9 protein-coding genes are annotated in these 13961 nt (G+C 54.0%); 1 reads left to right on the top strand and 8 read right to left on the bottom strand.

Features of this window, described 5'->3' with window-relative positions; translation table 11 throughout:
- Positions 1-4 precede the first annotated feature (4 nt).
- From ACQE3Z_RS03490 to treZ, 5 genes are all read right to left on the bottom strand, one after another.
- A complete protein-coding gene (locus tag ACQE3Z_RS03490) occupies positions 5-1114 on the bottom strand; it encodes a Gfo/Idh/MocA family protein (protein WP_426972172.1) in 1110 nt (369 codons plus the stop codon).
- A gap of 11 nt (positions 1115-1125) precedes the next feature.
- A complete protein-coding gene (locus tag ACQE3Z_RS03495) occupies positions 1126-2295 on the bottom strand; it encodes an ATP-grasp domain-containing protein (protein ID WP_426972174.1) in 1170 nt (389 codons plus the stop codon).
- Between the two features lie 349 nt (positions 2296-2644).
- Positions 2645-4720: a glycogen debranching protein GlgX gene (gene glgX / locus ACQE3Z_RS03500; RefSeq protein ID WP_426972176.1), complete on the bottom strand. Its 2076-nt coding sequence runs from the start codon at positions 4718-4720 to the stop codon at positions 2645-2647.
- Between the two features lie 69 nt (positions 4721-4789).
- Positions 4790-7324 (bottom strand): malto-oligosyltrehalose synthase, encoded by a 2535-nt coding sequence (treY, locus tag ACQE3Z_RS03505; protein ID WP_426972178.1) that lies wholly within the window; start codon positions 7322-7324, stop codon positions 4790-4792.
- Positions 7321-9108: a malto-oligosyltrehalose trehalohydrolase gene (treZ, locus tag ACQE3Z_RS03510; protein WP_426972179.1), complete on the bottom strand. Its 1788-nt coding sequence runs from the start codon at positions 9106-9108 to the stop codon at positions 7321-7323. Before treZ ends, treY begins: the two co-directional genes overlap by 4 nt.
- 368 nt (positions 9109-9476) lie before the next feature.
- On the opposite strand from treZ, the gene ACQE3Z_RS03515 reads away from it, so the two are divergent.
- Positions 9477-10958 carry a glycosyltransferase family 39 protein gene (locus tag ACQE3Z_RS03515; protein ID WP_426972181.1) on the top strand — a complete coding sequence of 494 codons (1482 nt, stop codon included), beginning with the start codon at positions 9477-9479 and terminating at the stop codon, positions 10956-10958.
- A 674-nt stretch (positions 10959-11632) separates the two neighbouring features.
- Here ACQE3Z_RS03515 and rfbD read toward each other — a convergent pair.
- Genes rfbD through rfbA form a run of 3 tightly spaced genes read right to left on the bottom strand, consistent with a single transcriptional unit; the run spans position 11633 to position 13874 of the window.
- Positions 11633-12475: a dTDP-4-dehydrorhamnose reductase gene (gene rfbD / locus ACQE3Z_RS03520; protein ID WP_426972183.1), complete on the bottom strand. Its 843-nt coding sequence runs from the start codon at positions 12473-12475 to the stop codon at positions 11633-11635.
- On the bottom strand, positions 12460-13008 hold the full coding sequence (rfbC, locus tag ACQE3Z_RS03525; RefSeq protein WP_085071393.1) for a dTDP-4-dehydrorhamnose 3,5-epimerase: 549 nt from the start codon (positions 13006-13008) through the stop codon (positions 12460-12462). The genes rfbD and rfbC overlap by 16 nt, the downstream gene beginning before the upstream one ends.
- Positions 13005-13874 (bottom strand): glucose-1-phosphate thymidylyltransferase RfbA, encoded by an 870-nt coding sequence (gene rfbA / locus ACQE3Z_RS03530; protein WP_426972184.1) that lies wholly within the window; start codon positions 13872-13874, stop codon positions 13005-13007. The genes rfbC and rfbA overlap by 4 nt, the downstream gene beginning before the upstream one ends.
- Between the last annotated feature and the right edge of the window lie 87 nt (positions 13875-13961).

The raw sequence follows: 13961 nt of genomic DNA on the forward strand, positions 1-13961 counted from the left end.
AGATTCAACAGGCGATTTTTTGCTGAGTACGGGCGCTTAAACTGGCCGCTTCAAGGAACTTCAGCCCGGCAGTGGCTACCTGTGCATCAATAGCATATTCACACTCTTCTTCGCGCAGCGCGGCAGCAATATCCGCATAGTAATTGGCGAAAGCTTCAATAAATCCGGCAGGATGACCTGCTTTAAAACGGCAATAGCGTGCCTGACCAGCGACGATATTATCGGCTGCGGTGCGATCGATAATCATCCGGTTGCCTTTGATATCGCTTAAATGCAAAAACTCCGGATCCATCTGTAGCCATTCCGCGCTGCCTTTACTGCCCATGATGCGAATACGCAGGCCGTTGCGATAGCCAAGCGCCGCTTTGCCATACCAGTAGTTACAAATCATGCCGCTGCGGTAGCGAGAAATAATATGAACCGTATCAACAACGTCCGGAATGCTGGCAAAGGTGCTGTGAACCGCATAAACATCGGCTGCGCTATCACCGGTAATAAAATCCACCAGTTGATGAACGTGAACGCCCAGGTCCAGCGAAACCGTCGGCAGCTCGCCATCGTGCTGTCGCCATGATTGCGGCTGCGCTACCTGACCTTCACGATTCTGGCGGGCAAAGCCTTCCTGCGGCATCTCTACCATGACCTGCTGGATAACCCCAAAATCGCCACGTTGTACGCGCTTTTGCAGCTCGCGTACCATGGGATAACCGCTGTAGTTATAGGTGACAAACAGTTTGCCCTGTTGATGCTGCTGGCAGGCCAGCACCACTAACGCGCTCTGATAATTATCCACCATGGCTTTTTCGCTGATAACCGGCAGCTTCGCCTGCAGGCAGGCATTAATTAAATCGCGATGTCCCGGCGTGGGCGTCAGGATCACCACCGCATCAAGCCGATCTTTTTCCTGTGCCAGAAAATCGGTCGGCTGGGCATAAATTCGTGCCGGTTCCACCCCCCATGCGAGTCCGGTCTGACGGTTCTGTGCCTCATCACGGCTGAAACAACCAGCGGCCAGTTTAAAATGGCCATCCATCTGACAGGCAATACTGTGGGTCAGGCCAATAGCAGAGTTAAGTCCGCCGCCGATAAAACCAATCTTCAATGCTTTTTTCATCTTCTACAGCCTTAACCCTGACCCAGGGTGAAATACGTTTTTAACTGAGGGGTACAGGCCGCCAGTTCAGTAAGCTGATCAAATTCCGCAAAAATAATGCCTGCCCGATCGCGGGGCGCGCATTCCAGCATTTCACCCGGTTTTTTCAACGGAACGGTAGCGACAATACGTGCCGGCAATGCCCCAAAGCTAAAACAGGAAAAAGGAGTACGGCGGCTGACTGACAGGGTATGACGCGCGATTAAACGTTGATGTGCCGGACGTTTATCATGAATATCTGACTGCTGGCCGATAAACGGCTGAGCGAACCAGAGTGCATAGGGCGTCGCGGTAGAAAGCTCAATCAGACGGCTGTAAAGATCGCCCGGACAACGACGGGTAAGCTCAATCAGCCAGAACCCGTTTCTGCCACGAATAAACTGCGTATGCAGCAGGCCATCGCACAGTTGCAGGTCGTTGACCAGGGCCTGTAAACAGTCACTCACCTGGTTTTTTAGTGATTCATCCAACGCAGTGCTTAGCGAGCTGCTGTTTACCTGCCAGGGATAGACGGTACAGAACTCATCAACGAAATATTCGGCGGCGATCTTGCCGTTACGTATAAAGGCGGAGTGGCTGTGCAGGCTGCCTTCAATCCAGGTTTCTATGACCGCCTCGCCATCGGACGAAGCGGCGCAAGCCTGTTCCCAGGCTGGCAGAATAGCGTCCCGGTTATCGACCAACGTAATCCCAAGGCCGCTATAGGCATCAACCGGTTTAATCATCAGCGGCAGCGGCAGCGCATCGGCCGCGTTGGGATGGCTTACCGCCTGCGGCACCGGATAACCGTGCTGATTCGCCCAGTGGCGGAACGCCCCTTTTTTAAAAATGATTTCAGCCGTATCAGGATGATCAAAACCTGGCAGCCCAAGCTGATGAGCAACCTGGCAGCCGGTTAAATAAGAGACGTCAGTAACGCCAGGCAACAGCGCATCAATCTTGAGCGACGTTGCCAGTTCCAGCACCTGCTGCTGATCTGCGTAGTTGATATCGAAAGAGAGATCGGCGAACTGATGTCCGGGATCCTGCGGCTTACTGCCGCAAACGGCGGTTTGGTAACCCTGTTCAGTCAGTGCGGCCAGAACAGGCAGGGCCGCGAACCCGGCATCAAGCAGTAATGCCTTTTTTTTGGTTGTCATCATGCATGGCCTGAAGAATATGCAGCGAATTATATTAAAGCCGGTTAACGCGTCGCTATCACTGCGGCGTAGCGGCGGTACTTAAGGCATATTGCAAATTGTAAGCAACAGGCCAGTTTCTGATTCGCTAAACAGAGCTGCTTTTATGCCTTAATTAGAGACGCTGGAAAGGTGCGCAACAGCGCCCTGGTTCGCAGGAAATGCGCCCGGGCGTTGAAAAAAGTTGCGTGGGGACGTTATCAGGGCAGAGACAGACCAGAAAGGGCGTGCCGGAAGAGGAAAAAGGTTTATATGCGTATACAGAAAAACCGCACCCTAAGCGTTAAATGCCAACGGCTTAGGGTGCGGTGGTTTACGGCCTTCTGAACAACACGATACTACGGCCTTCCAGCTCAAAGTCCTTCTCGCGCGTGATCACCAGACCGCGCCGATCGGTATCGGAGGTGGAGAGTTCAAGCACCCAACCGCCTTCGCCAAACTGGGGAATACGGAACGGTACATTACCTTCAAACGGGTTGAGCAAAATCAGGACATCGTGCCAAATGCCTTCTTCCTGCTGCAGATCGGAGCGCCCCAGATAGACGCCCAGCGTCGATCCTTCGTCCCACTGCTCAGGCTGCTGGAAGCCGCCGCCGGCGTTAAACCATTTAATTTCCATACCGTCGCGCCAGCTTTCGCGACGCAGTAGCGGCTGTTTGCTACGCAACGCAATAATCTGACGGGTAAACTCACGTAGCGCTTCGGCGCTCGGCGGCAGATTTTCCCAGTGAACCCAGGAGATCTCGCTGTCCTGACAGTAGCCGTTATTGTTACCCATCTGGCTGCGGCCAAACTCATCGCCTGCCAGCAGCATCGGCGTGCCGTGAGAAAAGAACAGGGTAGCAAGGAAGTTACGCTTCTGGCGTTCGCGCACCGCATTGATGCCCTCATCATCCGTTGGCCCTTCGACACCGTAATTATAAGAGCGGTTATCGTTATGGCCGTCGTTGTTATCCTCGCCGTTATCGTCGTTGTGCTTTTCGTTATAAGAAACCAAATCGTTCAGCGTAAAGCCGTCATGGGCGGTAATAAAGTTGACGCTGGCCCAGGGACGGCGGCCTCGCAAATCGTAAAGATCGCCGGAGCCAAGCAGTCGGGCGGCGAAATCGGTTGAGACGTTATCGCCTTTCCAGTATTCGCGCACCGTATCGCGATATTTGTCATTCCACTCTGCCCAGCCGGGCGGGAAACCACCAACCTGATAGCCGCCGGGGCCGATATCCCAGGGTTCGCCGATCAGCTTCAGCTTCGAGAGTACCGGATCCTGCATAACCGCATCGAAATAGCCGCCGCGCTGATCGAAGCCTTCCGGCTCGCGTCCCAGAATGGTACCCAGATCGAAGCGGAAACCGTCAATATGCATGGTTTCCGCCCAGTAGCGCAGCGAATCCATTACCATTTGCAGCACGCGCGGATGCGAAGTATTTACCGTATTACCGGTACCGGTGTCGTTGATGTAATAGCGATGCTGGTCGGGCAGGGTGCGGTAATAAGAAAAGTTATCGATGCCTTTGAAAGAGAGCGTAGGGCCGAGCTCATTCCCTTCCGCCGTGTGGTTATAAACCACGTCAAGGATCACTTCGATACCGGCATCGTGGAACGCTCGCACCATATCGCGGAACCCCTGAATGCCCTTTGGACCGTAATAGCGTGAGGCAGGCGCAAAGAAGGCGAGGGAGTTATAGCCCCAGAAATTTTTCAGGCCTTTCTCAAGCAAGTGCTGATCGTCCGGGAACCAGTGGATCGGCAGCAGCTCAACGGAAGTAATCCCCAGGCTTTTAATGTAATCCACTGAAACTTTGTGCCCCATCCCTTCAAAGTTGCCGCGCAGTTCAGGCGGCAGGGCGGGATTCAGCTGGGTAAAACCTTTTACATGGGCTTCATACACTATCGTATTGGGCCAGGCAATGGTCGGGCGATTGGTGTCCTGCCAGTCAAATTCACTGGGATCGATGACCCGGCACTTCGGCGTAAAAGGACCGCTGTCGCGCGTGTCAAAGGTTAAATCCTTGTCTTCGTGCAGCAGATCGTAAGCAAAATGCGCTTCATTCCACTCGATATCGCCCACCAGCTCGCGCGCGTAGGGATCGATCAATAACTTGTTGGGATTAAAGCGGTGACCGTTTTCGGGATCGTAAGGGCCATACACCCGATAACCATACAGCGCGCCAGGCTTCAGGCCCGGGACATAACCATGCCAAATCTCATGGGTATACTCCGGCAGCTCCAGCCGGGCAATCTCTGTTTTGCCATCTTGATCGTACAGGCACAGCTCAACGCGTTCGGCATGCGCAGAGAAAATAGCGAAATTAACGCCCTCGCCATCAAAATTAGCCCCAAGCTGGTGGCTATGCCCCGTCGTGATTTCAAAAGGCTGATCGTTTGACATACATCTCTCTCCATTGAAAGATAATTTTTAAGCACAACAGCAATTTATAACGTTTTTATTTACTTAAAATCATGCGCTTACCAGTATGAGAGACGAACTGCAGGCCACCGTCTCCAGGCTTAAGCGGTCGGTTGGCGAGACAAATTCTCCGCTCAGGATGTCCCGATAACGACGGTTAGCGAGGCGCTCGGGTAGGGCAATTTCCGTTTCCAGCCAGCGCTGCGGTTGCGGCTGAGCCAGGCCGCCATCAAGGCTGCTGAAAACCAGACGCGGTGCGATAACAATCAACGCATCATCGTTTTCCATCCGGGCGAAGGCGATAACGTTCTCTGCCCGCAGACTGCTGGCGGAAAGCGGCAGATAGTCACCCTGGCGAAACAGCACAGGGGTCTGTTGACGAAGATGCAGCAGGCGTGCAGTGATATGCTGCTTTAAGCGACCGCTTAACCAGCTCTCTTCCGACGCAGACTCCGGCGTTTCATGGCCGTTCAGCATGGCGTCAAGTGCCGCAAAGTCAGGTTCGCGGCGGTTATCGGGATCCACCAGGCTGAAGTTCAGCGCTTCGCTGCCCTGATAAATATCTGGCACGCCCGGTGCGGTCAGTTTGATAATGGTTTGAGTAACACTGTTGACCAGGCCAGCCTGAATAAAAGGCTGTAGCGCCTCGGTAAAGTCCTGCAGGAAGGCCTGATTAGCCGGTGAAAGCAGATGACGAACATAGTCCAGCACCGCTTTCTCATAGGCATCATTGCTGTCGGCCCAGTCGGTGCGCAGCTTCGCTTCCCGCAGCGCCTTTTCAACAAAAACCAGGAAACGCGTTTCCAGCGCCTGCAGACCTGCCTCATCTTGCGGATGCAGCGTTGGTGGCCAGACGCCAGCCAGCGCCTGATAAAGCATCCATTCCACGGCGGGTTTCGGGGCCGGGCCATCTTCCAGCACGCTGATTTTTGAACGGTTCATCTGCCGCCAGCGGGCAACGCATTCGGCCCAGCGCTCTGGCGCTTCAGTCAGCGTATAGAGCCGGGCGCGGGCATCTTCGCCGCGTTTGGTGTCATGGGTTGAGGTGCCAGAAAGCGCATCGGGCTGCCGTTCAAGCCGCGTTTGCATTTCGCTGTGGAAGCGATCGAGCGAGAAAGCGCGCGGGATTGGCTCAGCGCCCACTTCGTTCAGCGCCAGCTCCATGTTCTGACGGAAAAACAGCGTATCCTCTACCGATTTTGCCATCAGCGGGCCCGTGAGCTGCTGGAAGCGGGTACGAAACTGGGCTGCGACCTCGTTGGCTTGCTGTGACACTTCGCCGCATAAAATGCGCACCAGGAAATCGAGCGCTTCAGGCGCGGGCGCACTGGCGCTGGTCCTTACCTTTTCCGCCACCCGTTGCAGCATCTCGTTGCTTTCTGCCGGCAATCCTTCAGCGGTGCCGTAGGTGCGGTAAACCGGGAAAGCGATCAGCAGCTCACGCAGGGCGGCGCGCATGGCCTGTTCTTCCTGCGCCACGTTATCGATGCCGGCGATCTCCATGGAGAGACGCAGCAGCGTTGAAAATTCACCGGCAAAATTGCGATCCGTCATCAACAGCTTGGCTGAGCGCAGCTCGGCGGCCATGTTCACCGGCTTGCCTGTTACCTCATCATAGGCTTTACGCAGCAGACGGATATTTTCACCATCCACCAGCACATCGGAAAGCGACTCGATAAATTCATAGCCAGTGGTGCCGGAGATGGGCCAGTCCGCTGGGATCTGCTCATCTTTGCCAAGGATTTTTTCCACGGTGATATAGCATTCCGGCCCGGCCTGCTGGCGCAGACGTTCAAGATAGGCTTTGGGATCGGCCAGCCCGTCCACATGATCCACTCGCAGCCCATCAACCGCGCCGCAATGCACCAGCTCCAGGATCAGCCGGTGCGAATCATCAAACACCAGCGGGTCCTCAACACGAACGCCTGCCAGCCCGGTAATCTCGAAGAAGCGTCGATAAGAGAGATCGCGCGGCGCATCGCGCCACGACATCAACCGCCAGGGCTGACGCTCATGCAGCTTAGCGATCTCCGCCTTATCGGTAAGCCGCAGCACCTCTTCTTCACGGCCCTGCCAGCTTTCCGGCGTCAGCGGGTAAAAGCTTTCATAATAGGCCAGCGCCGGCTTACCGGTTTTCGGATCGGCTTTGACGCTGATTTCGCCATTTTCCAGTACCGCTTCAAAACTATCACCCAGGAAAGGCAGCGTCAGGCGACGCGACCAGTCAATGTCGAAATAGCGGGCGTAGCGGCTGTTTTTACCGTGCTCAATCACATCGCGCCACCAGGCATTTTCCAGCGAGGCGGCCATATGGTTCGGCACGATATCCAGGATCAGGCCCAGCCCGGCCTCCTGCAGCGCCTTAACCATGCGGTCAAAGCCTGCGCGCCCGCCCAGTACTGGATCGATCTCATTAGCGTTAGTCACGTCGTAGCCGTGAGTGGAGTCAGATGTTGCGGTAAAAATCGGCGAGGCATACAGATGGCTGATGCCGAGTCGCTTGAGATAGGGCACCAGACCAGCGGCACGATCGAACGTCATGCCGTTGCGAAACTGAATACGATAGGTAGCGGTCGGGATCTTCACTCTGTATCTCCTGGAGCAAGGCGGACAATAATCGAATTCTGCGGCAGCTCTGCTGACGCCTGCGGCCAGGCAAACAGGGTTTCGCCGGGCAGGTCGGGCAGCGGTTGCGTGGTTGCGCCAATATTAAACGCCAGCGACAACGTGCCTGCGGGGAAAGCCCAGCTTACGGCAACCATGCCCTCTGCTGTTTTAACCACTTTGCCTGCATTGCCGCCCGCGTTGGCCAAAAGCGGCACGATATGCTGCTGGCGCAGCGCTAACAGCTCACGGGTAAGCGCCAGCCAGGCTTTACCTTGCTCGCTTTGCGGCTTCTGCCAGTCCAGCTTCGAGGCTGCAAACGTGGCTTCGGCGTTGGGATCGGGCACGCTTTCACCTTCATGGCCCGCGTGGCCCTCAAACTCTCTGGCGCGACCTTCGCGCACCGCTTTTGCAAGATCGCCATGGAAATCGGTGAAAAACAGGAATGGATTGGTCTCGCCATACTCTTCGCCCATAAACAGCAGCGGAATATGTGGCGAGAGCAGCAGCGTGGCGAACATCACTTTAGTGCGCTCAACGCCAGCCAGCTCAATCAGCCTTTCGCCCTGAGCGCGGTTGCCGACCTGATCGTGGTTTTGAATAAAGTCCACAAAGGCAACCGGCGGCTGGCTGCTGCTGCTAACGCCGCGCGGCTGGCCCGACTGCGCAGAGACTTCGCCCTGATAAGCGAAACCTTCCGTGAGGATACGTGCCACCCGTTTTTCCGGCTCGCTGGCGAAATCTTTGTAGTAGGCATGCGTCTCACCGGTCGCCATAACATGAACCGCATTATGGAAGTCATCATTCCATTCGCCGGTAAACAGCGGCACGGAGCCATCCTGTTCGCGCGGATGCAGGAAAATAACGTTGCGGCTGTCCTCGGTCGTGAGATGGATAGGGCGGTCGGTGATTTCGGTGCGAATACGCTCGGCAATTTCAATCAGCGCATGCTTTTCAGAATTATCTTCAATTTGATCGATAGCATCGAAGCGCAGGCCGTCAAGGTTAAACTCTTTCAGCCAGTAGAGCGGCGCTTCAACGATATAACGACGAGCGGCATCAACGTCATACGCAATACCCGCGCCCCAGGGCGTCATCCGCTCTTTATGAAAGAATGCTGGTGCCAGCAACGGCAGATAGTTGCCTTCGGGACCAAAGTGGTTCAGAACGATATCCAGCACCACTGAAAGTCCATGACCATGAGCGGCATCGATAAAGGCCTTGAAGTCATCCGGCGTGCCGTATGCCGAATGCGGCGCGTAAAGCAGCACCCCGTCATAGCCCCAGCCACGGTTGCCGCCAAACTGCGAAACGGGCAGCACCTCAATCATGGTAATACCCAGTTCAGCCAGCCGGGGCAGCTTCTCAATGGCAGCCTGGAATGTACCCTGTGGCGTAAAGGTGCCGATATGCATCTCATACACCACGGACTCTTCCCACGGACGCCCCTGCCAGGTGCTGTTTTGCCAGACATAACGCGTGGGATCAATAACCAGAGAAGGACCGTTAACATCCTCTTTCTGAGCGCGGGATGCCGGATCCGGCACCACCATGCCATCGGCAAGAACAAAATTATATTCCGTGCCGGGCGCAATATTATTAGCCTGCAGTTCAAACCAGCCGTCGCCGCTTGCATTCATCTCGCGGTCATGGCCGTCGATTCTCAGGGTTATCGTCTGCTGGCCGGGTGCCCAAAGACGAAAACGCACTGTATCGGCAGCCTCATATTCGGCGCCCCAACTCTTACGAAATGATTTGGACTCCATTCATTTTCCTCGCTTCACTCAGAAATGACCCATGGACGACATCATGTAATTTTGTTCGGTGATGCAAGCTATTCGCTTAAGCCTGTAGCGCGATCAGGATGCCGTAGCGGAGCGGCCCGTTTCTGATAACGATCAGAGGGCTGTTCCGCTTAGTGAGGAGATAAAACGGTGTCCGGTTAACCTGGCCTCAGGCTGCATACACAAAACAATCATAGACTATGCAGCGAGAGTTGAAGGGCTGGGGTAACGGAGCGACATGTTGGCCTTTTGTTTAACTATTAAATCACTTTCTGTTTACCTGCAATTTAGCGTGGATTCTTCAGGATAAGATTTTTCACTCTTTATCAAGTTGTGTTTAAGGAAAGTAGATGAGTCGCGTGCTCTTAATAGTGTGGGTGGGTGTATATGCTCTCTTGTGGAGTCTGGCAACGATCTTTCTGGATCCCACGGTTCCTTACGACGCTGTTGAAGCGCTGAATTGGGCACAAAATGCAGAATGGGGATCGCCAAAAAATCCATGGCTGATTGGTATGGTTTGGCGTCCGGCGCTGTGGTTTGCTGGTACTCCGCTGAGCGCTTACTGGTATATCACGCATTTTTTGGCGATTGCTGTCGGAATGACAGGTTGCTGGTCTCTCGCAAAATACCTGAGCGGCAGCGAACGTCTGGCCTGGCTTGCCTTACTCACGCTTAATCTGTCCGGGATTATTAACTTCGACATTATTAGCTATAACGATAATTATTTGCTGGTTATGCTTTGGCCGTGGATGTTGCTGTTCTTTTTTCTGGCTATCGCCCGCCATCCAGCGTGGTGGCTGGCATTTGCCGTAGCTGCAGGTTTGGCATCAATGGCTAAATATTCGACTCTGGCTTTTGTCGGCGCGGTTTTTATTGCCACGTTGGTTGTGCCAGGAATTCGAGCCTGCTATCGCCAGCCTGTATTTTATCTGGCGCTACTTGTTGGCCTTGCCATTATTGTGCCAAACCTTTTCTGGCTGTGGGAGCATAACTTTGTGGCTTTCCACTGGGTGGACTCACAGATCAAGCGTCAGTTTAACCCAGGGTTATTCATAAAACTGCTGAGTGTCTATTATCCGCTGCTGTTCTTATGGTGGATATTGCATCGAAGCCAAATTCAACTCCGCTGGCCTGCTGACAGCAATAAAAAAGTTCTATTATTAGTTGCGTTATTACCGCTGGTGCCGATTTGTTTGTGGTTCCTGTTTCATCATGGGGGGCGACTGACAGAGTGGCTACAGCCGTTTTTCATTCTGGCACCTGCACTGGTGGTCGGGTGCGCGGTTAATCCCAATGCCCAACCAGTAAGAAGAGCGGGTCCCATTCTAATGGGGACAGCGGCACTGGTTCTGCTTGGGTATGTTACTGTCATGGCAACTAATGTGAGTAATGCCGGAAGAAAAATGAGCGGTATTATTCCATTCAGCCAAAAAGTAGAACAGCTATGGCAAGAACGTTATGGTACGCCTCTGCGCCTGGTCGGTGGAGAGTATCTGGCCGACTGGCTTACTTTTTATGCGCCATCGAGACCCAAGACAATTACCCCCTGGAGCAGCAGCGCTAAGCCTAATATTTATAACGCAGATATCAAGTTTGCCGATATCAGGCATTCAGGTGCGTTACTGATTGGCCGGTCTGATAAAAACTGTACTCACGCTTCGTTTACCCGGGCGCTGATGCAATGGCCGCAGCTATCGCTTGATGCCATTAGCCAGGTAACCTTTCAGGAGGATAAGGAACATAGCGGTTATCCGCTTTGCCTCGGATTTGTAAAACCGGGCACGAACACACTCTCTTTGCATAAAGAGCCTGCGCTTCCTCTACCTGGATAAAAGAGACAATTAATAGATAAAAAAGCGAGGTTATCCCGGATCTTCTGCCATGGTTTTTTACACGTCATTTGAGCAAGGCGCGTTGGCAGCAGAGACGAATAACCTCCTGTTTTACCTGTGGGGCATGGTTTCCCACTGAAAGTGTCCGCAGGGTTTTATGCCAGAACCATCAATATTTTCGTGACTCCTGTTTCAGGACGACAGCCAGTGTACTCAGGTCAATGGTTTCATTATTGATCTGGGTGGGGACATGCTTTTTGTGTACTACCCATGGCTTTTGGCGCAACGCAGTTCCTGTATACCGGCAACCACGCCATTACCGCAGCCGAAAGATTTACGCGAATGCCGGGCCTTTATCAGATTGGTGTACGTTTTCGTGACGAAATATTCAGCGCCGGTAAACATCACAGGTCACCCGGTGCAGCTTCCGTTATCATCCGTTTTCCTGTGCATGAAGCCTCTGACGCCCGCCAAACTCACAGGCATTCTGTCTGAGTACAGCGAGCCGGGAAAAGGTATCATCACGTTCAATGAGCCTGCCCAGCCCGGCAAATGCTGCACAGAATATATCTCCTGAGGGTCAACTGCGGCCTGACGGAATAAAGCTGCCGGCTGGGTTTAACTCCAACCAGCAAATCTGGGATCCCGGTGTAGTCCTCCGGTTACTCTACCGCTCAGGCTGACATCACCATGCCCAGCGCCTTATCCCAACAGGAGGCCTGAGACGCGGCTCTTTCGCTTTGCATCACAGAGTTGATCGGACGGCACGCCTGTTGTTTAAAGGCCGCCGTGGATATCGGGCAGACTTCAATCGAGCGCAGCGCAGGATACTCCTGGCCGAAGAGGTTGAATATAGTCAGTGCGAACTCATACCAGCTGACCGCCTTATCGCCGCAGTAGTGATAAATTCCCGCTGCATTCGCATCGGTAGCCAGCGTGATCATCGCCTGCGCCAGATCGCCCGCGTAGGTTGGGCAGCCGCGCTGATCGTTCACGACACGTAGCGTTTGCTGAGTTTGCGCCAGACGCAGCATGGTTTTAACAAAGTTGTTGCCATGTTCGCTAAACACCCATGAGGTGCGAACGATAATGGCGCGGGGCAGTATCGCCTGCACGCGCTTTTCGCCTTCCCATTTGCTTAAGCCGTAAAAGTTAACCGGGCAGGGAACGTCGCTTTCAACATAGGGCGTGGTTTTGGTGCCGTCAAAAACGTAATCGGTAGAAATATGGATCAGCTGAGCGCCATTATCACGCGCAGCGCGTGCCAGATTTTCCGGGCCAATCGCATTGATTTTCATTGCGCGGATGCGATCGGTCTCCGCCTTATCCACCGCCGTGTAAGCAGCAGCATTCATAATCACCTGGGGCTGAAAACGACGAACAATGCGGTCTACTGCCGCCTGGTTGGTAATATCCAGCTCGGCTGAACCGCAGGCCAGTAAAATCCAGTCGGCAGGAAAGCGATCCAGCAGGCTCCGGCCCAGCTGGCCGTAAGCGCCGGTTAACAATACGCGCATGGCAACAACTCCGTAAGAGGTAAACCTTTTTTATCTTTTTCCGACAGCAACGGATCTTTCACCGGCCAGTCGATATTTATGCAGGGGTCATTCCACAGCAGACAGGCTTCATCTTGTGGGTTGTAGTAATCGGTACATTTATATTCAAAATCCGCAATATCAGAGAGCACCAGGAAACCGTGCGCCAGGCCGGGTGGGATCCAGAGCTGCGTCTTATTCTCTTCGGAAAGAATGACGCCTTCCCACTGGCCAAAGGTGGGTGAATCCGGGCGAATATCCACGGCGACGTCAAACACTTCGCCACGTACCACGCGCACCAGCTTGCCCTGCGGCTGCGTTTTTTGAAAATGCAGGCCGCGCAAAACGTTTTTACCAGAGCGGGAATAGTTGTCCTGCACAAACTCCAGCTTTATATCCAGCAACTGCTGATAGCGTTTTTTTTCGAAGGTCTCCAGAAAGAAGCCGCGCGCATCGCCATAGACGGCGGGCTGAATAATTTTTACATCACAAATACGCGTATTGATTACCTTCATGCTTCCACCAGCAACTGATGCAGATAGGATCCGTACTGGGTTTTGTTGAGATAGTTTGCCCGCTCGCGCAGCTGACCGGCGCTTAGCCAGCCTTTACGCCAGGCTATCTCTTCCAGGCAGGCGACTTTGAAACCCTGACGTTTTTCAATGGTGTGAATAAAATGCGATGCTTCCAGCAGGCTGTCATGGGTGCCAGTATCAAGCCAGGCGAAACCGCGCCCCAGCACTTCTACCGACAGCAGGCCATCTTCCAGATACATCTGGTTAAGCGTGGTAATCTCCAGTTCGCCGCGCGCGGATGGTTTTACCTGCTTCGCCATCGAGCAAACCTGCCGGTCATAAAAATAGAGGCCGGTCACCGCATAGTTGGACTTCGGCTGGCTCGGCTTCTCTTCCAGCGAGATCGCCTGAAACTGTTTATTAAATTCCACCACGCCAAAGCGCTCCGGATCCATCACCTGATAGCCGAAAACCGTTGCGCCGCTGTCACGTGCGCTCACTTCCTCCAGCTTTTTGGCGAAGCTTTGCCCAAAGAAGATGTTGTCGCCCAGTACCAGCGCACAACCTTCACCGGCAAGGAAGTCCTCGCCGATAATAAACGCCTGTGCCAGCCCTTCAGGTTTCGGCTGAACGGCAAACTGCAACTGAATACCGAAACGGCTGCCGTCGCCCAGCAGCCGCTGGAAAGCCGGGAGATCTTCTGGCGTCGTGATCACCAGAATCTCCTGAATGCCCGCCAGCATCAGCACGGAAAGCGGATAATAGATCATCGGCTTGTCATACACAGGCAGCAACTGCTTGGATACGCCGCAGGTGACCGGATGCAGGCGTGAGCCTGTACCGCCAGCGAGTACGATACCTTTCATACAGAGTCTCGATATAACAGGATGCAGGGAGCCTTCCCCGGGGATGTGATAAAGATTACGCCTGAGATCCGATGAGTAATGGCGCAA

The organism is Pantoea sp. FN0307 (assembly GCF_050113815.1).
Lineage (GTDB): Bacteria > Pseudomonadota > Gammaproteobacteria > Enterobacterales > Enterobacteriaceae > Mixta > Mixta alhagi.